The following is a 19,094-nucleotide window of genomic DNA, read 5'->3' on the forward strand; positions in this document are numbered from 1 at the left end:
TTCGCGGAACGCCCTTGACTGTGCCGACCACCAAACGCAGGCTCAACGCTGATGAATAACGCCGCCCCTGCCCCCGCCCGCACCCGAGGCCGCCCCCGGGGAAACCCGCCGACCCGCGAGTTCATCGTCTCCGCGGCCCGCGCGCTGTTCCTGGAGCGCGGCTACCGGGGCACCACCGTGCGCGCGGTGGCCGGGGCCGCCGGGGTCGACCCGGCGCTGATCGCGTACCACTTCGGCTCGAAGAAGGGCCTGTTCGCGGCGGTGATGCAGTTCCAGTGCGCCAACGCGCTGGCGGTGGAAGACGTCCTCGGCGGCGACCCGGGCCGCTGCCTCGCGGCTGTCGACTCCTTCCTTGCCGACCGGACAGAGGAGAACCGGGCTGCGGCCCGCGCCGCGTTCCTGGCCATCCCAACATCGCAGCGCCGCTATGCACTTGGCGACATGGACCGGAAGGACGGGCCCCTCCAGGTACTGGTGGCAGGGCCAGGCAGTAGGACACAGATCTGGCCGGATGAGCCTGTTACACAGGAGGTATACGACGAGGCTGTCGCATACTTCGAGGACCGGGCTCGGCGGATCGTCGAACGACCCTCTCGGGTTCCAGCGGATGGACCGGTGACTTCGCACGCCCCGGCGGTGAAGCTGTACCACTCGTACCCGAGAGAGCGAGTGGCAGCTCCGGGCACGCAGGGCCTGCGCAACGATTACCCTGCTCCAATCGTCGTCGGAGAGGTCGTCTATCCATCTGTCGCTCATGCCTACTGGGCGCTGTCGGTTGCTGAGCGCGAGGTTCGGGACACGATTCTGAAGGCGGACACGGCGTATGCGGGTCGGACGCTCGCGGCGGAAGCCCCGCGCCGCGAGGGCTGGGAGCACGCCCGTACTGCCGTCATGACCAGCCTGCTGCGTGCCAAGTACGACCAGCACCCCGACTTGGCCGAGATCCTTCTGGAAACGGACGACGCCACCGTGATCTACGACGACGCGGACTCGGCCTTCTGGGGCGACAACGCCGGTCGAGGCCGCAACTGGACGGGCCGTCTCCTCGAGCTCGTCCGATCCGAACTGCATGCCCGGCGGGCCGGGATCGACCTCGTGCAGCAGGCCGCAGGTGCGTAGGCTGCCGTGATGATGAGACGTCCAGGCTTCGGCGTGCTTTTGCGGCGGCTGACGGATCACAGGAAGCTCGACCTCGGCCTACTCGCTCGGCGGGCCGAGGCCGAGGAGTCCGAGTTCGCGCCGTCCTGAGGGGCACGCCTCCGGATCCGGCGCTGCTGCGGCGGCTCGCGCCCGTGCTCGGATTTCATGTCGCGGACGTCTTCGTCGTTGCCGGAACACCGGTGCCGGAGGAACTCGCACCGCTGGATGCCACAGCCGGTCGATTGGTCCCCCAACTCGTGGAACATGCGGTTTCACTGTCTTCGGGGCGCAGGCACGACTTGCTTCGTTCCGTCAGGTCGTTGCCGCAGGAGGACCGCACTGTTCCAGTTCGAGCTCTACGACTGTATGAGCAGTACCCGCCGAGCTTCGGCGCCGCACTCCTCCAGATGCTCGCCAACCGGAACTTGTATTGGACGGCTCCGCCAGGGTCATGTACCTGCTGTCGGGCCTGTACGTGAGCCCGTCCACGATCGGTGGAGTCGGGCGCGGCACGGTGGAGCTGACGCGCGACCTGCTGGCCGACTTCGCGGTTGTGTTGGGCATCCCCGTCGGCGACCTAGTTGCGATGGCCGGTCCGGTCGGCGAGACCAATGCCCAGCTGGGCGACCGTGTCCCGCGACAGCACGGGGCCGGGCCCGACATGGCCGTCCTCATTGCGGAGCTTCGGCGACTGAGCGCTGACCAGATCCGGCAGGCCGGCACGGAGGTGGGAGCCCAGTTGCGCTGACCACTGCGACCCCGAACGCCTGACCGCACGACCGGGCGGGGAGGTTGGCGAACGGGCCTCGTTCTACCACCGGTATCGCGACGCGTACGTCATAGTCCGGAAAGCTCGACCGTGAGCGCGCTCCGGGTGCGCTGCGCTGGCCACGATGATCAGCGAGGCATGGGGAGGACCGCCACTGTGCCTCTGGGCTGTCGGAGTGATGCCTTCAGCCGGTCATTGTCGTCTTCTGGTTCAGCGACCCGAAGAGCGAGAACCTGGATCTGGTTGGCGTAGGCGGCGACCGTCTCCTGAAGTTCGCGGATCTCGGCCGCCTTTTGCCCGCGCAAGGCTTGCTCGGCCTTGCGTAGGCGTGTGATCTCGGCCTTGAGTTCGTCCACCTCGGGCCGTCGGCTGTCGGGGGCAGCAAGGATCTCCTTGATCGCAGCGGCTACCGGGGAGCGGTAGCAGGAGGCTCGGCCCACCCCAGCTTCTGCCGCGATGTTGACAACGGTCAGACTGCCGTCGGTGGTTTGGGGGCGCCCATGCGTAAGTTCTTCGAACGCACGCATGACCCGCCGGTGGATCTCGCTCAGGTTCGGGTGCTCCTGTACGAGACGGGCGAAGACGGTCTCGGTGGTGCTGGAGCCAGTGGTCATGCGAAGCCGTTGCTCTCGTCGTGGATCTCGGCAATCAGGCGGGTCAGGGTCGCCAGATGCTCGCTGATGGCGATCTGCTGCAGCGGCGGCAGGGTGTCGTGGTCGGGGAAATCCCGGTAAACCTGGGCGCGTGCTCGTGCCAGCCGGGGTGGATGTATGGCTGATCTCCGAGAGTTGGGGCACCGCAGGCACATGTCGAGCATGGGCAGCAGTCGGCGATGCGCCGTTGCCTTCTTGCCGCAGACGGCGGTCTCGGCCTGGTGGAAGCAGTCATTGAGAATGCCGGGATACAGAGTGCAGGTGAGGTGCTGGAGCATGGAGCGCAGGCGTGTGGGGCTGGAGACGACGCCGGGAAGGTCCCCGAGTTCGGCTCGGACGTGGTCGAACTCGGCCTCAATTCGCTGGGCAGCACCGCCGGCGGATCGCCCGCCGTCGTTCCAGTCGTGGTAGAGGTCCTCAACGTAGTCGAGCTTGGCCACCGCCTGATCGGCGGTGACCTCGTCGGCGAAGCCAGAGGCGGAGGTTCCCGCGTAACCCTCGAAGATGGCGTAGGCAGCATGCTTGTACTGGCGGGTGCCCGCGACGACTCCGAAGGGCTGGTGGGCGATGTGCCAGGCCAGTGTGCGGCTTGTCTCCGCAGTCGCCGTGTGCGGTTGGGTTCGTGTTGCGGGAGACGGGTGACATTCGCGTTCCGGGCAGCGACTGCGCGCATTCGGAGGATCTCGTCGTGGTCCGCACCTCGTCCTCGACGGACACCCGGTAGTACGCCCTAGTTCGGTGCCTGGAAGCCGCCGATCTTCTGCTCGAGCAGTTCGGCCAGCCGCAGCGGGGTGCGGTCCTCGAACATCGGACCGATGAGCTGCACTCCCACCGGCAGACCCTCGGGGGACCGGCCCGCTGGTATGGCGGTGGCGGGTAGGCCGGGAATGGTGGCCAGACCGGCCCAGACGAGCTGGTCGAAGTACGGGTACTCGACGCCGTCGATGTCGATCCGGCGTTCCCTCGGATCGGGGTTGTGGTCGTGCGGGAACGCGGGAGTGGGCGTGATTGGACACACCACGGCGTCGAACTCGGCGAAGAGCTGCCGCCAGCCGTGGCGGTGGAGCTCGCGACGGCTTGTTCGCCTCGATCCAGTCGCGGTGGCTGAACACCATGCCGCGCAGCCGCGCCGCATCGAGACTCTGGTCGTCTGCGCTCAGTCCGGCGGCGCGGGTCCGCAGCTGTTCGTACGCATCGACGGGGAAACGTGCAATGGAGCTCGAAAACAGCAACTGCGTGTAGAGCATCGCGGCTTCGGTCAGATCGGGCAGCAGCGGACTGTGCCGTTCGACGCGGGCGCCGCCGTCGACAAGCGCGTCGGCCACCCGGTTTACGCCGCTCAGAAGCTGGAGGCCATGCGCGAGCGTGCAGCCCAGCCGTCCACCGTCCACCTGGGCATGCCCGACTTCCGCCGGGACGCCGGCCGACTCACCGCGAGCGCTGACAGTGGCTGACGGCCGTCCGACCGCATGCCTCGCACCTGCCTGGCCCAGTGTCCTCAGACGCGAGGCGGGAGGACCTCGATGACCTCGGCGATGCCAGCGGCAGGTTGGGCCTCGTGCATGGTGATTACGTCACCAGGCTTCAGATGCTGCCACTGCTCGGGCTGCAGGGGAGCCAGACGCCCGTCGGCTGTCTCCCCAGGGCCGAGCTGCGATGCGAACTCCACCCAGAGCCGCGCGATGTTCAGATCTTGTTGTCCGTCTGCGGTGCGGTTGCCGATGTCCCACAGAGGCCTGAGACGACCGTCCCCTGCGAAGGCGCTCTGGCGTCCGCCCTCGTCGGCTCCCAGCAGAGTCAGGGTCACGCGGATGGTGCCGTGCTTGACTTCCCAGGCCCGCCACTCGCACCAACGACAGCTGCGGTCCAGCATCATCTGCCGAGCGGCCTCGGCGAGTATCTCCCAGAAGGTGATGGACACCGGATGGACATCCGCGATCTCGATGAGCACGTCGAGCACCATCTCCCATTCCTGAAGCTCGATGTCCTTACGAACATCTCCGACCGTCTGGCCGTTCTCTGCCACAGCATCCTCGGGCAGGAGGTCGACGGCCTGCCGAAGGAGTGCGAACGCGTCATCCATGTGCTGGATTGTCGCCTGGCCCCAGGTGCCTTGTCACAGGCCTGCCCGAAGCCGTTGGACAGCCCATCGCCGCAGATGACAGGCTCCGCCACATGGAGCTACTCGACGTTCTTGCGGAACTCGCCCGATCGGGAAACCTTGGGCCGGTTGAGAACGGCGCGGCTTGGGACCAGGTCACCGCGGCGCTCGGTGAGCCCTGGGAAGTGGTCGTCGGAAAGCGGCGGTCATGGCTGCGCCTGTTCGCTTACGGCGACCTTGAACTCAGTGTCTGCCGCTGCCAGAAGATCACTCTGATCTGTCTCCAGACCTGACGTGATGTCATTGGCCTCCCTGCCGGCCTGGTCGGCGTGGAGAGGTTCCCCGGCCAACCCAAGTACGCCGATGTGATCGCTTCTCTCGACCGCGTCGGTTGCGCCTGGCAGCCATACACACCCCTCACCTTCGGCAACCAGTGCGCCATCGAGGCCACGCCCTCCGGCGTCACCTTCGTCTTCGAAATCCCGGACGGAGAACACCCGATCCTCAACGTCGTGGGACCCCCGCCCCATCAGCATGAGTGCCCCGCGACACCGTGAGCGTGAAGCCGACCAGTGTTCACGACGACCCCGGCGGCCTGGCGGCCGGCGGGGCCGCCTCGTCAATATTGGGCCCGCCTGCACCTTCATGCACATGTTCAAGATCGCGCAACATACGACACGCCCGAGAGAGCCCGTTCGCCCCACTTCGGCACGACTACTTTCCGTGGCGAACCGCTCGCAGGCGAACTCAGCGCCGAGCTGGGCTAGTTCGGATAAGCCTGCATCCGCTGCCCTGTCCTCCAGATCGATCCCCGCCAACGGCCACGCCTAATCGAGATCATCCAGAACCTTCGCGAACGCATCCGCGAAGCCCGTGGCAACGGCTGGCTCGGTGAAGTCGAAGGACTCCAGGTCAGTTTCGACGCCGCCACCGCCAAGCTCAACAGCCTCAATCGGGCCCCGGCCGACACCAATTGGTCGACCTCGGCATGCCCGTCTTCACCGACCAAGCATCCTCTACGCGTCACGCCACGCGTCGGTGACACAGCCAAGCTCGTAGTGCCACCACCCGTCCTCTTGGCCGCGGACGAGCAACGCCTTGATCCGACCAAGGTCTGCGTCGGCCGGCACGGTGAAGGCGACCAAGGGAAGCTCCTCGCTGAAGACCTCACCGCCCAGGCCAAATGTGGACAGTCGCTCGTGCACAGCAAGAGCGCTTCGCCCCAACGGACCGGAGGGAAAGGGCAGGACCCGGATGGTGCAGTTTCCCGACGCCTCCACTCGCTCCTTCGCCCAGTGGAGGCCGTCGGCGTCCGTCACGAACCGCACGATTTCACCCTCGGCCACCCCGTCCTGCAAGAAGGGAGCATTCTCTACGCGGGCGGTGTCACTGCTCAGCCGCGTGGCCCACAGCCCCTCAGTGTCATAGGGAAGCCAGCCGTCACGCTGCACAAACCGGTACCACACCTTGATCCGTTCGCTCTCGGCAGCGACGGGCTTGGACGGAGTCATAGAGGTCACGGTCTAAATGATCGCGCACCCAGCTTCCGTATCGAACACCGGTACGTCTGCCCAGTCCGGAAAGGGCCAGCGGACTTGCAGAACTACTTGCCCGAGCACTGCGCGAACGGGGCCGCGACGTCGAAATCGAGCACCTCCACGTCCACCTCCCCGCGTGCTGAGTAGTTGTTTCTAACCGGTTTGATCAGGGTTGGGCGGCCTGGGGCGGGGTGGTGGTGGCAGGCTCCGGGCAGGCCGGAGAGAGGGGCTGCGAGGGTTGCGATGACCCGTTGAGGCGGGGTGCCCGGCCGGACGCGGTGTCGTTCCAGGCAGTGGCGGGTGAAGCGCTGCCGACCGCCTGACCGCACCGATGCGCGGGGTGCTTCATGCGCCACCGCCGCTATCCCTCGGACACCACCGACGCCGAATGGGCGCTGATCGAACCCCTGCTGCCGACTCCGGCCTGCGAGACTCCCCGCGGAGGACGGCCGGAGAAACACCCGCGCCGGGAGATCGTGGACGCGATCCGCTACGTTGTGGACACCGGCCAATGCCGTTGCTTGATAGGTGCACGTAGTCCCTCTCCCCGGCACGGTGACCGCCGGGGTGCTGATTCGTTGACCAGAGATGCATCCATGGATCGGGTTATCTGATGAGGTCCGGCTCGGGTTGCTCACCGAGTGGATCGCTCCTGAGCTGGTGGACGAGGTGCTGACCGCGTGTGGTCGGGGAAACGCCAAGCCCCGTCCCCTATCGAGCCGGTTCATGGTCTACTTCGTGCTTGCTCTGGCGCTGTTCCAGCAGGACTCCTACGACGATGTCGCGGAGAACCTGGTCGGGGCCCTGGCCGAGATGGACCAGTCGGTCCCGAACAAGTCGTCGTTCACCAGGGCCCGGCAGCACCTTGGGGCCGCACCGTTGGAAGGAGTGTTCCGCCGCGTGGCGGGGGCGATCGCTCCGCCCCCACTCGAGACGGCGTTCTGGCGCGGGATGAGAATTGCCGCCGTCGACGGGTTCTTGCTGGATGTGCCGGAAAACGATATGACACGTGCTGCTTTTGGTGGGCAGGTGGACAGTGCCGGTCGGCCCATCGGGTTCCCGCAGGCCAGAGTGGTGACGTTGACCGAGACCGGTACGCACGCGACGATCGACGCGCGGATAGGCAGTTTCAAGGGCGGTGGTGGCGAGCCCGCCCTGGCGACAGAGATGGCCGGCAGTGCCGCCGGCATGCTGGTGATCATGGACCGGGCCTTCCCCGGCGTCGCACTGTGGAAGGCCTACACGCAGGCCGGAGCACACTTGCTGATCAGAGCCCGCACCTTCGTCGCCGCGAAGCCCACGGAGGTCTGAGGTTCCCCCGCTGTGTGGGGGTGGCTGACTAGCTGGTCAGGGCGGTTTGACGTGGTTTCAGGTTCACTTGTTCGGTCGTTGCCTGGTTGGCGTAGTGCTTCTCCTCGTACTCGATGGGGCTGAGGTAGCCGAGTCGTTTCTGGATGCGGCGGGGGTTGTAGAAGCCGTCGATGTACTCGAAGAGCGCGAGGTTCGCTTCGGCTCTGGTGGCGAAGACGCGGCCGCGGATGCACTCGGTCTTGATGACCATCCACAGGTTCTCCGCCAGGGCGTTGTCGAACGAGTCGCCGACCGAGCCCATGGACGCCTGGATACCTGCCCTGAGCAGGCGTGTTGTGAGCCTCACGGATGTGTATTGACCAGGTTCAACCAGTGGATGCAACACCGGCTTATTTCATCGATAGTAGATGGTCGTTGAGGGCCTCGGCGGGCGTCTTCCAACCGAGGCTCTTCCGGGGCCGGCTGTTGAGCGTGGCAGCGACCGCCTCGATATCCTCAGCCGCCCATCGAGAAAGGTCAGTTCCCTTCGGGAAGTATTGGCGCAACAGGCCGTTCGTGTTCTCGTTGGTGCCGCGCTGCCAGGGGCTGTGCGGGTCGGCGAAGTAGACCGGGATGCCGGTCTCGATCGTGAACTGGGCGTGTGCCGACAGCTCCTTGCCGCGGTCCCAGGTCAGCGACCGCCATAGTTGCCCGGGCAGGGTGCCGACCGTTGCTGCCAGCGCGTTCTTCATCGTCACCGCTCCGTAGCCGGCCAGCGGCGGCCCGTTCTTGGTGCGGGGAACCGTGCCGTAGCCGTCCTCGCGGGGAAGGTGGACGAGCACCGTGAACCGGGTGGTGCGCTCGACCAGCGTGCCGATCGCCGACCTCTCCAGTCCGATCAGAAGATCGCCCTCCCAGTGTCCCGGAACGGCCCGGTCGTCGGCTTCGGCCGACCGTTCACTGATCAACACCTCGGGCGTGACGTGGGCCCACGACGTCCGCTTGGACCGAGCTCGGGGCACCCGCAGGGCCCTGCCGGTGCGCAGGCAGGCGACGAGCTCGCGCTTGAGCGTTCCCCGGCCTTCGATGAACAGGGCCTGATAGATCGCCTCGTGGCTGATACGCATGGACTCATCATCGGGAAAGTCGACCTTCAGCCGGTTCGCGATCTGCTCCGGACTCCACGCCATGACCCACCGGCGGTCGCCGCGGTGCGGCTTGTTCCTTCCCTTCCACCGCGGCCCCTCTGGCCCCATCATCGTCCCGTCGGGGCGGCTGACCTGGCCGGAAAGCCTTTCCTGTACGTAGTCGCGCAACCGGTCGTTGGCCGCCAGTTTCGCGGTTTTCGGGCGCCGGGCCACCAGATCGGCCTTCCACTGGGCGACCGAAGCCCTGTAGTCCAGCCAGCCGCCACGAGTCGCGGCGTTGCGCCTCAGTTCCCGGGACACCGTCGAAGGATCACGGCCAAGACGTCGCGCGGTCTCCCGGACCCCGATGCCCTGCGCTTTCAGGATCGCGATCTCTTCCCGCTCGTGAAAGGACAGGTACCGGCCGGACTGCGGAGCAAGATCCATTGGTGGCATGCCGCCACCGTGGCGGAACCATCTTCCCCCGCCGCTTGGGATACGCCGACCGAAGCTGCCGCCTCCTCCGGGAGCAGTCCCTTCGCGATCTCCCGCCAGAACTGACGTTCCGCTTCCCGCCGTAGCGCCGGCGCACCTGGTGACTTCATCGGCGAACGCCCGGTCAACGCTGCCATCCACCCTGCTGGCCTGCCCATCAACACCTCCGAGGACGAGGTGTTGCAACGACCGGTTGAATCCGCCCTGACAGCCGTGGTCGGCGTGGTGAATGAGCTCACCGAGGGCGACTTCGCGGCTGGCCAGGGCATACTCCAGCGTGGTCAGGACCAGGTCGGCGTCCGCGCGGGTGGAGGTTTCCCAGGCCACCACCCGGCGGGAGAACGCGTCGCGGATCGCGGACAGCCACAGCGGGCCCTCCTCGGTCGCGATCAAGGTCAGGTCGGTGACCCACAGCCGGTTCGGCACGTTCGCGGTGAAGTCGCGTTGCACCAGGTCGGGGGCCAGCTCCGCGTCCGGGTCACGTCGGGTGAAGCCCTTGCCCCGCCGGGGACTGATCCCGGCCAGGCCGGCCTGGCGCATGAGCCGTTCAACGCGTTTGCGGCCGACGTGGACGCCTTCACGCTGGAGGACGGCGTGCACGCGGGGTGAGCCATAGGTCCTGCCGGATTCGGCGTGGACCTGCCGGATCAGGGCGGCTCCACCCGCGTTCAGGTCGACCGCTCAGGTCACCGGGTCGTCCTCAGCCAGTGCCAGGACGTCGCCTATCAGCTCCAGCAGTTCAGCCTCGTTGTTGGGTACTCGGCGCGAGAGCACCTTTGTCCCGTCCGTGTCGATCACCGTGCAGTGGTGCGCGGCCTTGCTGGCATCCGTCCCCGCCCAGAGCTCGGGCACCCGAGCCTCCCTTGTCGATCGGTTCATGGCCCTGCAGACGACCACGCCGACGTGTCCTTACGAAGCGATCCTTGTTCGCTCATCCCAATGAGTGGCCGTGTCGTCGCGGGGCTCAGCAGCCAGTGCACTGGCGAGGCTCCGAGGCTGTGGCTTCCACAGCCCACAGTCCCGCAATGCTGGCCTTCCGCCACAGAGCAGGTGGGTGCTCCGGTGGCCTGGTTTCGGCCCAAGGAGACCACGTCAGAGCGTGGTGACAGACTCGCTGCTATGGATTTTGTAGGCCACGATTCCGGCAACCGACCAGCGATCGAGGAGATCATCCGTACCGAGTTGGGCACGGATGCCGCCGAGCGGTTCCTTTCCCTGGTCAGGCCGTCAGTGGGGTTTGCCGTGCGAACCGACTCCGCAGGGGCGGGCAGCAAGATCGGGGGCCTGCCGCGAACCACTGAGCCGTTCAAATGGCCCCACTATGGAGGGCAGCCGATGGTGCTGCTTGCTCAGGTGGACTGCAGCCAGGCGGCGCGTCTGCTCGGCAAGGACTGGACGCTTCCCGGCCACGGCTACCTGCTCTTCTTCCATGACGATGACTTCGCTGCCGAGTCGCACTTCGATCTTGGTGATGATGGTTGCCGTGTCATGCATGTCGCGGCTCGGTCTAACGGGCGTGCCCAGGACGGCAAGGGCCCCGCACTGCCGGCCCTGCCGCTGGAGGCCAGTGCGTTGCCCTCATTTCCGGGCTGGACAGCTGCGGAGGCGGATCAGGCAGTCGGAGGAGACGTCATTGCCTTGATCAACCTGGACCAGGCCCTATCCACCCTCTTGCCGGTTCCGCGACACCGCTTGCTTGGCTGGTGCGACAGCAGTGACACCCCGCAGCCGAAGGGGCATCGGCCGCTGCTGCAGTTGGAGGCGGAGGCCGGGACCGCCTGGGGCGAGATCGTCAATGTCTCCTTCTGGATCCGTGATGAGGACCTGCAGGCCGGGGACCTCCGTAACGTCCGCCGGTCCTACGAAGTCGCATGATCTTTCCGCCTCGGCAGCCCCCACCCGCTCGTGGTATCGGCATCACTGCAACTGGCGCGGTGCGGGAGGTGGGTCGCCGCACTCCCGCGCCAAGGCATCGGCCCTGGCCCGTACGTCTTCGGCGCGGTCCTCGGCGTCCTGGGCAAGGTAGCGGGAGGACTCGTCACCGAGGGCGTCGACGAGCCGGTACAGCAATGAGGCCCGGCGGTCGAGGTAGGCCAGACGGCTGTCGGGGGTGGAGCCGGGGCCGTCGTAGTGCTCGGCGTCGTTGAGCAACCCCACCAGTTCCGCGACCAGCAGCCTGTCCGTCCCCGGCTCGACGGTGCTCACGACGGCTCTCCGGCGAGCGCGGCCAGGCGCTCCATCTCGCCCACGCCGTCGTTGCAGCACTGCCCGCACATCAGCCGCCGCGCCTTGGGCCGCTCGGGCAGGCGAACGTCGAACGGCATCCCGGTCTCGTCCTTGAACTCGCGCAGGTCGTAGTCGCACTCCGCGCAAACCAGCCGGGCGGCGCGGGCCTGCTTCTTCGACCAGGCGGGCCACTCCGCCGACAGCGCCAGCTTGGCGATGACCATGCCATCGGCCCGGGGCTGGAACACCGTGAAGTCCCAGTGCGGGGCCTCCTCGGGGATGCTGGCGACTTCGCCCTTGCGCATCGCCTTGCTGTAGGAGGAGGAGGAGGCGAGCGGGAAGCGGAAGGCCGTCACGATGGTGTGCGGGACCTGGAGCAGGTCCAGGTCCCGACTGATGTCGGCCGCGGTGGCCTTCCACTCGCCGCAGTTGACCTCCCGCCACAGGGCCAGCCCGTCGGCGTTCAGCCTTCCGGACGCGTTGATCGTGCTGACGATCCGCCGCTGCGCGGCCCGGGCCTCCGGGGCGACCGCCACCGTCATCTCCCTCTCCCTGCTCTCACCGGCACCCGTTCACGGTGCCGTCTGTGCTGGTCAACGAGCCAGGCCCGGGGAAGGCCCGGGGTAGTGGACGGCTTCGTATTCGACGGGCGGGGCCAGGGTGTCGTGCTTGCGCAGGTACACCAGAGCGACGAGCGCGCGTTGGTGCGGCGGGAGCCTGCAGCGGTGGTCACCCTCGCGGGTGATGATGAGCATGGTGACCCACTCGACCAGCGCATGAGGCAGGTCGAGTGCGGCAGGATAAGAGGCCAACGAGTTACCCGCGCTGATGAGTTGAGGCTTCGAATACCTCCCTCAACGGCAGGGTGCTTCGTGCGTTGCGCCCTTGCCGCCGTCACCCCATCGGTGACCACTCCGAAAACGCTCAGTGAGTCATCGCGCTCAGACCATTCAACTCGGCGCGCCAGCCGAGACTCTCTTCACAGCCGACGGCGGGGCTGAATCTGGTCTGGGATGGGGAGGGAGTCTCCGGTTGAGTGGACATGACCGCACGAACACCACACCAGGGAGCATGAGTTTCAGTGAGCCTTTCTTCGGATTACCCCGACGTACCCGAGTGGAAGTCGAAGCCAGAGGGTTACCAGACAGGGGCCGTAGTCAAACACAAGGGTAATATTTTCCGTGCCGCATTCTGGGCCTCGGAACCGGGGGTGGGGAGCCCCAACGAGAACGGCTGGCGCCACTTCGACGAGTTGTATGACCAGACCCCGCACAAGGAGACCGAGCGGACGAAAGTCATTGCCTACATCCCTACCTGGCGGAAGGATGAAGGCTTCGACTACGGTAACGGGGCGATGTACAAATGCATTACGCACGGCCTCATCGCATTCTTGACGTTCAGTGAAGAGAACGCCGGGGAATTCGACTCCGCCTCGGTTCGGGAGATCAGTGCCATTCTCCCGGACGTACACATGGCCGCGGACCCGTACGGGACCAAGATCATGGTCGCCCTCGGCGGTGCGAACGACTTCGCCTTCCTGGACCTGATGACGGCGATCGGGAACGACCCGGTATCGCCGAAGCTCGACCAGACCGTGCGTAACGTCGTGGACTACGTCACCCACAACGACCTGGACGGCGTCGACCTCGACCTGGAGTGCTGGTGGGGCCGGCCCGGCCAGGACGACCAGGGCGGCCGGATGAAGAGTGACGGGCCGCATCCCGCGGGGCGGGGTCTGACGTTGCTCGCCAAGAGGCTGAAGGAGGCCATGCCCGACAAGGTCGTGTCGGCAGCTGTCTTCGGCACCTCGTGGTACGGGAACAATTACGACCCGGACATGGCCGAACACCTCGACTGGATCGGCGTGATGACCTACGACCTCACCGGGTCGTGGGACAAGTCCCCGGTAGGCCCGCATTCCGCGCTGCACAAGATTCGCGGGAAGAAGACGGCGAAGATCCGTGAGGCGGACGTCTATCTGGAGTCGTACCTCGACGAACAGCAGGGCGGCTGGCCGGAAGCCGGGGCGAACACCGATCCGAACGCCCCGGACAGCGACGTCCTGGAGAACAATCCGATCCTGTCAGTGGAGGACTGCCTCTGGTACTGGACGAATCCGCTCTTCCTGAACTGGCAGGGAGCGGGACAGGGCGTGGACCGCGGCAAGATCGCGGCCGGAGTGCCCGTCTACGGCTACGACTTCGCCGCGGCCAAGGAGCCGGACGACCTCACCGGTGAAGTGCCCCCGGGCTACAAGGTGCTGCGGTACAAGGAAATCCTGGACGAGTTCCCGGACGCCCTCAAGGCCAAGGACGCGAACATCAAGGTGGACGGGAAAACGCCCCGCCCCAAGCTCGCTGAACCCCTACCTCCGGGCGAGTACCCGTACGCCCACAACATCTATTTCGAGACCCCGGACACCGCCGTCACCAAACTGAAGTTCCTCAAGGACGTGGGCGCGCAGGGCGTCATCATCTGGGAACTCTCCAATGATGTCTGGGAAGACGGCAACGGCATCATCCAGGCCCTTTACCATGCCTCTGGCAACCCCGTCACCGAGCCCTCGCCCATCACCGATCCGCCGGTCCCGGTGGCGAATTCCTACCTGTGGGACTCCATCGGCTTCCTGGGACACGCGGCCGGCGAACTGCAGTTCCAGGACGACGGCACCAAAGACAACGGCAAGCGGCAGTTCTCGGCGCGGCTGTGGAACATTCCCGACGACGCGGACTGGAAGAGCGTCGCCCAGAACTGCCCGGCCGTGGTCAAGAGGCAGTACTTCAACCGGCCGACCCGCATCGTGGACAAGGGCGCCCTCGGACTCTGGGGCGAGTTCGACGTCCTCGACAATGACGACGTGCCGGACTGGTTCTGGGGGCACGTGGAGAAGAAGGGCGGGGCGCCCGACGGGTACACGCGGTACGCCTCGCGCCTTTGGGGGCTCTCCCTCAGCGACGACTGGAAAGAGGCCGCAAAGCAGACCCCGGCGCTCATCGCAGGCCAGTACTTCGACGAGCCGACAAAAATCGAGGACAAGGGAGCCGGCGGACTCTGGGGCATTTTCGACGTCAGTGACGAGCTGAACCCCATCCCCGCGTTCACGGGGCAGGTCAAGGGCGACAACGACTGCATGTACTGCCAGGTCGACACTCTTCCGTCCCTGGACGGTCTGGACAACGTGGAACGGTTCAACCTGACGAACACGATGACCGTCGGTGAGGACACGCCCTTCCTCTACTCGGTGATCACGAAGGACGACGACTCGGTTGATTTCCCCGAGGGTGTCGTCATGACCGTCACGGATCCCGACGGGAACGCCTGTGACGAGGACATCGACGAGGACGGCAAACTCGTCAAGATGTCCGGCGACTCGATCCAGTGCCTGATCGTCGAGAACCCGCAGGCCGGCGACTGGACCATGTCGATGAGCGTGACCAGGGACGCCGAGTTTTGCTGCGAATGCAACACCGTGCCGAGTGCGGACGTCTTCGACACCATGGTGGAGGCCCGCCGGAAACTCCACGTATGGAAGGGCCTCGAATCTCGGGACATCAGCTGGGTCAGCGTCGCGGCGTTCGTGGGTACCGCGGCCGTCTGGGTACTTGCCCCCGAACTCGCCCTCTCCTACCGGCTGGCCGTCGCCACTGCCGGAGCAGGCCTCTCCGTAATCGCGCACTTGGGAACCAGCAAGGCCGGCGTCGCGGAAAACCTCTCCGACGCCGCGGGCATCCTCAACAAGGTCGCGAAGGATCTCATGAAGGAAGGTCCTTCCGCGCTGAGGAAGTACTTGTATCTGATCGGCAAGAACATTTCCGGGGGAGAGGCCCGAGTGGCCCTCAAGTACCCGGCCAACATCGTCCGATGGCTCGGAGTGCACAAAGACGTGTACACGGAAACCGGACAGATGACGGACGCGGAGATGCAGAACTCCATCCGCCATGTGTACTGGCAGTGCCTGCTCAAGAAGAGGCTCGGGGAAACCTTCGCAAAGCAGATGGCCGAAGCACACGAGAAGGACCTCCCCGGGTCCGATGCGGACAACAAGGCGGACGAGGCCAACAACATCATCGGCCTCCGCCTTGCGGACGAAGTGGAGTCCGACAAGGAATGCCTGAAGCGCGTCCATGAGATGTGGGAGGCGGGAGAACTCGCCACCCGGCTTGACTACGAGTAGTCGTTCAACTCCGCCCGCTGTCCGCGGTGTTCACGCCGGGGCTAGCGGGCGGACCGCTCCTGCCCGGACCCGCTCGGTGCTGCCTTTCGGGCAGAGGTACGACTGAGGTGGGCGAGGCTGTACGGAGTGCGCGTACGCATCCGGGAACGGCATAGGGTGCGGCTCCTTTCTGAGGTCGAGCCTGTGGGCGGGGGCCGGGTGGTCGGAGTGCAGACCGTCACCGTCTGGCGGGAGGGGATGACCAGTGCGGATCTCCCGCCGGTCTACCGTGACATCGTGGACGTGGTCGACGATGCGCCGGGGCCGGTGCAGGCGAAGCAGATCGTCCCTCGGATCGGCCCCGCGCAGACGTCGAAGATCGAGGGGACGCGGTCGAAACCGAAACGGCTGGTCGAGCGGGACTGGCTGGACGAGGAGAGGCCGGGACTGTTTACCTCCTCGGCCCGCCGGACGGTGTCCGGGTCGGCGGGATAGGCCAACTTCCAGTGTTCAAGGGGCTCTTCTTCCTACATTCGATGGTGCCAACCGATTCGAAGTGCGGAAAGAAGAGCCCGGATGGAATGCTACGACACAGGCAACGTGCCTGACCCGTTTGCCTGCTCGATGGAGGCGGCCAAGCCGCTGGCAGTACGGCTGTCGGCACCCGAGACCGCGGAGTTGGACCATGCCGCGGTGGAACACCTGATCGAGGCCGAGGGCCGGGAGATCCTGCGCCGCTTCTTCCAGGACCACCTCGACCTGCGTGCCCTGCGAGAGGACCACGACCCGCCACCCCAGACAGTCGTGGGAGCGGACGGAGAGCTGCGGCCGCACCGCGAAACCGAGCATGTCCGGCAGCTGACCTGCCTGTTCGGCAAGGTCACCGTGATGCGGTGCGCCTGGCGGAGCCGAGGCCGGCCGAACGTGCACCCGGCCGACGTGGCACTGTCACTGCCGCGCGGGCGGCACAGCCACGGCATTAAACGCCTCGCGGTCCGCGAAGCGATCCGTTCCTCCTTCGACCAGGCCGTCGAGGCGATCGGGGAGTGGTGCGGGCCGGTGCTGGGCAAACGCCGCGCGAAGAGCCTGGTCGTGGAGGCCGCCCGCGACATCGACGCCTTCTGCCACCACGAGATCGCCTCCCCGTGCACGGCCGACATGCCGCTGGTCATCCAGGTCGACGGCAAGGGTGTGGTCATGCGGCCCGAAGCACTGCGCGAGGCCACCCGCCGCGCCGCCGAGGCGAAGAAGCGGCGTCGGGCGAGCGGGCTCTGGGGAAGCTGCCTGAAAATGATCTGCCCCCAGTGCGGTGTGGCTGACAGTTCGGCCTGTGGAAGAAGTAGTGCTCCGGCTGGAAGAGTTACTGTTCCCGTCGATCGCGGACGTGGCGGTGCTGTCGGTCGACGTGAACGACGAGGCGGTACGCATCGAGGCCCGGAGCACGGTGGCCGGGTCCGTCTGCCCTGACTGCGGACCAGTGGGGCAGACGGGTCATCCTTTGTTTACGCGTCCGCCGGTTCCTCTGCCCGGTCATCTCGTGCGGGCGGCGGACCTGCGCCGAGCAGATGCCGGGGTTGACCCGTCGGTACGGCCGGCGGACCGAGCGCCTGCGATCGACGCTGGCCGCGGTCGGCCTCGCGCTCGCCGGTCGGGCTGGTGCCCGCATGGCGAGAGTCTTCACCGGGAGGCCTCCAGCCTGGCCGCTTGGCTCGCGAAGCGGCCCACGGTGGAGGTCGTATGCCGCGATCGGGCACCGTTCTTCGCCGAGGGCGCCACCGCAGGGGCGCCCCAGGCGGTGCAGGTGGCGGACAGATGGCACCTTTGGCACAACCTGAGCGAAGCCGCCGAGCGTTGTGTCGCAGACCACCGTGGATGCCTGCGGGTGCCGGCTCCAGATCCAGCCCAGCCTGCCCCCGAGCCGGAGAAGTTCGAAGACCCGTCCGGCTCGCCCTGGCCTACGGGACATCGTTTCGCCGACCGCACCCGCGCCAAACATGCGACCCTCCACGAACTGCTGGCCGCCGGGCTCAGCCGGAGGGCGATCGGCCGCCAGCTCCGCATGACCTACCGCACCGTCAAGCTCTTCGCCGACGCAGCCGCCCCGGAGGAACTCTTCCGCGGGCAGTGGCAAGGGTCGGCCGTCCAAGCTCGACGCTTTCAAGCCCTACCTGGATGACCGCTGGAACCAAGGCTGCACGAACGCATGGACGGTGTGGGAGGAGATTGTGCCGCTCGGCTACCAGGGCAGCTACCAGCGGGTTCGCGCCTGCTTCCGGGAGAAGCGGCTCTCTCCCGGCCCCGTCACCGCTCGGCCACCGTCACCCCGCGTCGTCGCCGGATGGATCCTCCGCCGACCCGAGACCCTCACAGAGACCGACCACCTTCGACTCAAGGCCGTCCTGGTCCACTGCCCCGAACTCGACGCCCTCACCGGTCACGTCCGGTCCTTCGGCCAGACGCTCACCGAGCGCCAAGGCGAACGGCTGCCGCAGTGGCTCGACGCCGTCATAGCCGGCCTCACCCTGCCCTGGAACTCCGGCGTCGTCGAAGGAAACGTCAACCGAATCAAGATGCTCAAGCGCCAAATGTTCGGCCGGGCCGGCTTCCAACTCCTCCGCAAGCGAGCCCTGCTCTCGTGACTCAAGCTGTGCAATGGGACAGGGCTCCAGGAAGCTGCGCGAAATTGGCAAGCCCCCGCCCACCCCTGTGCTAACCGACCCGCGCCCTCCGCCACTCCACTTCCTCGGCAGCCATCGGGGCCCCGAGGCTGTACACGTCGCCGACCCGCAGATTGTCCGGCGTGCTGTACTCGCCGTAGGTGCCTATGACGGAGACGGCCACATGGGAATCGGGCTGCCAGAAAGTACGGAAATACGGGGCGTTCGCCGGGATTTCCGGGATCTCCAACAGGGGGACACCGCGCCGCTCCAGTAGGCGTTGCAGCTTTTCGAACCGAAGCCTGGGAGTGAACCGCCCGTACCGGGCGCGAAGCGTGTCGTTCACGAGGGTGCGGTCCCGGTACGCGAGCCGGTGCACCTGCAGGGTGAAGTGGTGGCCCGACCAGGGGTGGTCGGCGGAAGCGCGGTCCCAGTAGAACTCGGCGAGGCCGTAGTCACGGAACATGCTGCGGTCGCCGAAGGTGTTCTCACCGAAGTCCGACCCAAGGACCTTGGTGACGTGGTCGGGAGAATCCGCGGGGCCCACGCCGAGCAAGGTGCCGGTGGTGACGACGTCCACGTAGAACGCCAGGGAGTACGGAGTCAAAGGCTGATCCTCGATGCGGTGCGGTCCAGCGTGATGTGGGGAACGTCCCCACCGGGGGTGCGCACCACCTGGGCCCACCTGCATGGGAACCGCCAGGGCCCGGTCGACCCGGCGAAAACCTTACTCCACCCCGGCCGCTTCACCGCTCCCAGAACTTCCAGGACCCATGCCTCGCACGTCGCCAACTCGTCTCGCCCTTTCCGCGCACCGAACACCTCCAGTTAATGCAACCTCCCGGAGGCCGATCCGAGCGTCAGCCGTCACTCAGCGTGCTTGCTCCACGGAAAGTGAGCCAGAACCCATTCTTCGCGAACAGAGCCAGGTCATTTACGAGAGCA

The 19,094-nt window shown here is 66.5% G+C and carries 20 protein-coding genes and 6 pseudogenes; 13 read left to right on the forward strand and 13 right to left on the reverse strand.

Annotation, left to right across the window (positions count from 1 at the left end):
- Positions 1–51: 51 nt before the first annotated feature.
- Together OG953_RS41405 and OG953_RS41410 are read left to right on the forward strand one after the other, a co-directional pair.
- Entirely contained in the window at positions 52–1,119 is a 1,068-nt protein-coding gene (locus tag OG953_RS41405; RefSeq protein ID WP_405691103.1) for a TetR family transcriptional regulator, read from the forward strand.
- A gap of 472 nt (positions 1,120–1,591) precedes the next feature.
- A complete protein-coding gene (locus OG953_RS41410; protein WP_405691105.1) occupies positions 1,592–1,888 on the forward strand; it encodes a hypothetical protein in 297 nt (98 codons plus the stop codon).
- A gap of 149 nt (positions 1,889–2,037) precedes the next feature.
- Here the strand turns inward: OG953_RS41410 and OG953_RS41415 are convergent, their stop codons facing one another.
- The 4 genes and pseudogenes from OG953_RS41415 to OG953_RS41430 all read right to left on the reverse strand — a co-directional run bounded on the left by OG953_RS41415 (position 2,038) and on the right by OG953_RS41430 (position 4,645).
- Positions 2,038–2,523 (reverse strand): hypothetical protein, encoded by a 486-nt coding sequence (locus tag OG953_RS41415; protein WP_405691107.1) that lies wholly within the window; start codon positions 2,521–2,523, stop codon positions 2,038–2,040.
- Complete coding sequence (locus tag OG953_RS41420) at positions 2,520–3,002, reverse strand: hypothetical protein (RefSeq protein ID WP_405691109.1); 483 nt, start codon at positions 3,000–3,002, stop codon at positions 2,520–2,522. The genes OG953_RS41415 and OG953_RS41420 overlap by 4 nt, the downstream gene beginning before the upstream one ends.
- A gap of 290 nt (positions 3,003–3,292) precedes the next feature.
- Positions 3,293–3,902, reverse strand: a pseudogene (locus tag OG953_RS41425) (amidase family protein); the annotation flags it as partial.
- 158 nt (positions 3,903–4,060) lie between these two features.
- Entirely contained in the window at positions 4,061–4,645 is a 585-nt protein-coding gene (locus tag OG953_RS41430; protein WP_405691111.1) for a hypothetical protein, read from the reverse strand.
- 92 nt (positions 4,646–4,737) lie between these two features.
- Here OG953_RS41430 and OG953_RS41435 point away from each other — a divergent pair, with 92 nt between their 5' ends.
- Positions 4,738–4,956, forward strand: coding sequence for a hypothetical protein (locus tag OG953_RS41435; RefSeq protein WP_405691113.1), 219 nt, complete (start codon positions 4,738–4,740; stop codon positions 4,954–4,956).
- 36 nt (positions 4,957–4,992) lie between these two features.
- Positions 4,993–5,220, forward strand: coding sequence for a hypothetical protein (locus OG953_RS41440; RefSeq protein ID WP_405691114.1), 228 nt, complete (start codon positions 4,993–4,995; stop codon positions 5,218–5,220).
- Positions 5,221–5,679: 459 nt separating this feature from the next.
- Here the strand turns inward: OG953_RS41440 and OG953_RS41445 are convergent, their stop codons facing one another.
- Positions 5,680–6,174, reverse strand: a complete 495-nt coding sequence (locus tag OG953_RS41445) for a DUF4265 domain-containing protein (protein ID WP_405692391.1) — start codon at positions 6,172–6,174, stop codon at positions 5,680–5,682.
- A 374-nt stretch (positions 6,175–6,548) separates the two neighbouring features.
- Between OG953_RS41445 and OG953_RS41450 the strand changes: the two are divergent.
- Positions 6,549–6,710, forward strand: a pseudogene (locus tag OG953_RS41450) (transposase); the annotation flags it as partial.
- 79 nt (positions 6,711–6,789) lie between these two features.
- Positions 6,790–7,512 (forward strand): transposase domain-containing protein, encoded by a 723-nt coding sequence (locus tag OG953_RS41455; protein ID WP_405691116.1) that lies wholly within the window; start codon positions 6,790–6,792, stop codon positions 7,510–7,512.
- A 28-nt stretch (positions 7,513–7,540) separates the two neighbouring features.
- Here the strand turns inward: OG953_RS41455 and OG953_RS41460 are convergent, their stop codons facing one another.
- The 4 genes and pseudogenes from OG953_RS41460 to OG953_RS41475 all read right to left on the reverse strand — a co-directional run bounded on the left by OG953_RS41460 (position 7,541) and on the right by OG953_RS41475 (position 9,965).
- Positions 7,541–7,858, reverse strand: coding sequence for an IS3 family transposase (locus tag OG953_RS41460; protein ID WP_405691117.1), 318 nt, complete (start codon positions 7,856–7,858; stop codon positions 7,541–7,543).
- 43 nt (positions 7,859–7,901) lie between these two features.
- Positions 7,902–9,250 (reverse strand): annotated as a pseudogene (locus OG953_RS41465) (IS30 family transposase).
- 79 nt (positions 9,251–9,329) lie between these two features.
- A pseudogene (locus tag OG953_RS41470) lies at positions 9,330–9,785 on the reverse strand (IS3 family transposase); the annotation flags it as partial.
- A 9-nt stretch (positions 9,786–9,794) separates the two neighbouring features.
- On the reverse strand, positions 9,795–9,965 hold the full coding sequence (locus OG953_RS41475; RefSeq protein WP_405691119.1) for a transposase: 171 nt from the start codon (positions 9,963–9,965) through the stop codon (positions 9,795–9,797).
- Positions 9,966–10,175: 210 nt separating this feature from the next.
- Between OG953_RS41475 and OG953_RS41480 the strand changes: the two genes are divergently transcribed.
- Positions 10,176–10,988 carry a DUF1963 domain-containing protein gene (locus tag OG953_RS41480; RefSeq protein WP_405691121.1) on the forward strand — a complete coding sequence of 271 codons (813 nt, stop codon included), beginning with the start codon at positions 10,176–10,178 and terminating at the stop codon, positions 10,986–10,988.
- A 42-nt stretch (positions 10,989–11,030) separates the two neighbouring features.
- Here OG953_RS41480 and OG953_RS41485 read toward each other — a convergent pair whose 3' ends face one another.
- The 3 genes and pseudogenes from OG953_RS41485 to OG953_RS41495 all read right to left on the reverse strand — a co-directional run.
- Positions 11,031–11,318, reverse strand: a complete 288-nt coding sequence (locus tag OG953_RS41485; RefSeq protein WP_405691123.1) for a hypothetical protein — start codon at positions 11,316–11,318, stop codon at positions 11,031–11,033.
- Entirely contained in the window at positions 11,315–11,881 is a 567-nt protein-coding gene (locus tag OG953_RS41490) for a hypothetical protein (protein WP_405691125.1), read from the reverse strand. The genes OG953_RS41485 and OG953_RS41490 overlap by 4 nt, the downstream gene beginning before the upstream one ends.
- 111 nt (positions 11,882–11,992) lie before the next feature.
- Positions 11,993–12,151 (reverse strand): annotated as a pseudogene (locus OG953_RS41495) (IS5/IS1182 family transposase); the annotation flags it as partial.
- 398 nt (positions 12,152–12,549) lie between these two features.
- On the opposite strand from OG953_RS41495, the gene OG953_RS41500 reads away from it, so the two are divergent.
- The 6 genes and pseudogenes from OG953_RS41500 to OG953_RS41525 all read left to right on the forward strand — a co-directional run bounded on the left by OG953_RS41500 (position 12,550) and on the right by OG953_RS41525 (position 18,131).
- Positions 12,550–15,513 (forward strand): glycoside hydrolase family 18 protein, encoded by a 2,964-nt coding sequence (locus OG953_RS41500; protein WP_405691127.1) that lies wholly within the window; start codon positions 12,550–12,552, stop codon positions 15,511–15,513.
- 156 nt (positions 15,514–15,669) lie between these two features.
- Positions 15,670–15,987 (forward strand): hypothetical protein, encoded by a 318-nt coding sequence (locus OG953_RS41505; RefSeq protein WP_405691128.1) that lies wholly within the window; start codon positions 15,670–15,672, stop codon positions 15,985–15,987.
- Between the two features lie 105 nt (positions 15,988–16,092).
- On the forward strand, positions 16,093–16,959 hold the full coding sequence (locus tag OG953_RS41510) for a hypothetical protein (protein ID WP_405691130.1): 867 nt from the start codon (positions 16,093–16,095) through the stop codon (positions 16,957–16,959).
- A gap of 259 nt (positions 16,960–17,218) precedes the next feature.
- Positions 17,219–17,296, forward strand: a pseudogene (locus tag OG953_RS41515) (hypothetical protein); the annotation flags it as partial.
- A 78-nt stretch (positions 17,297–17,374) separates the two neighbouring features.
- A complete protein-coding gene (locus OG953_RS41520) occupies positions 17,375–17,668 on the forward strand; it encodes a hypothetical protein (protein ID WP_405692509.1) in 294 nt (97 codons plus the stop codon).
- Between the two features lie 34 nt (positions 17,669–17,702).
- On the forward strand, positions 17,703–18,131 hold the full coding sequence (locus tag OG953_RS41525) for a hypothetical protein (protein WP_405692511.1): 429 nt from the start codon (positions 17,703–17,705) through the stop codon (positions 18,129–18,131).
- Between the two features lie 70 nt (positions 18,132–18,201).
- Here OG953_RS41525 and OG953_RS41530 read toward each other — a convergent pair whose 3' ends face one another.
- Positions 18,202–18,756, reverse strand: coding sequence for a hypothetical protein (locus tag OG953_RS41530; protein ID WP_405691131.1), 555 nt, complete (start codon positions 18,754–18,756; stop codon positions 18,202–18,204).
- Positions 18,757–19,094 lie beyond the last annotated feature (338 nt).

It is taken from the genome of Streptomyces sp. NBC_00057, from assembly GCF_045041165.1.
GTDB lineage: Bacteria > Actinomycetota > Actinomycetes > Streptomycetales > Streptomycetaceae > Streptomyces.

What these genes read in the sequence shown, in the direction of transcription:
- OG953_RS41405 (WP_405691103.1), top strand. Translation starts at nt 52, where the DNA reads ATGAATAACGCCGCCCCTGCCCCCGCCCGCACCCGAGGCCGCCCCCGG.
- OG953_RS41410 (WP_405691105.1), top strand. Translation starts at nt 1,592, where the DNA reads ATGTACCTGCTGTCGGGCCTGTACGTGAGCCCGTCCACGATCGGTGGA.
- OG953_RS41415 (WP_405691107.1), bottom strand. Translation starts at nt 2,523, where the DNA reads ATGACCACTGGCTCCAGCACCACCGAGACCGTCTTCGCCCGTCTCGTA.
- OG953_RS41430 (WP_405691111.1), bottom strand. Translation starts at nt 4,645, where the DNA reads ATGGATGACGCGTTCGCACTCCTTCGGCAGGCCGTCGACCTCCTGCCC.
- OG953_RS41435 (WP_405691113.1), top strand. Translation starts at nt 4,738, where the DNA reads ATGGAGCTACTCGACGTTCTTGCGGAACTCGCCCGATCGGGAAACCTT.
- OG953_RS41445 (WP_405692391.1), bottom strand. Translation starts at nt 6,174, where the DNA reads ATGACTCCGTCCAAGCCCGTCGCTGCCGAGAGCGAACGGATCAAGGTG.
- OG953_RS41455 (WP_405691116.1), top strand. Translation starts at nt 6,790, where the DNA reads ATGCATCCATGGATCGGGTTATCTGATGAGGTCCGGCTCGGGTTGCTC.
- OG953_RS41490 (WP_405691125.1), bottom strand. Translation starts at nt 11,881, where the DNA reads ATGACGGTGGCGGTCGCCCCGGAGGCCCGGGCCGCGCAGCGGCGGATC.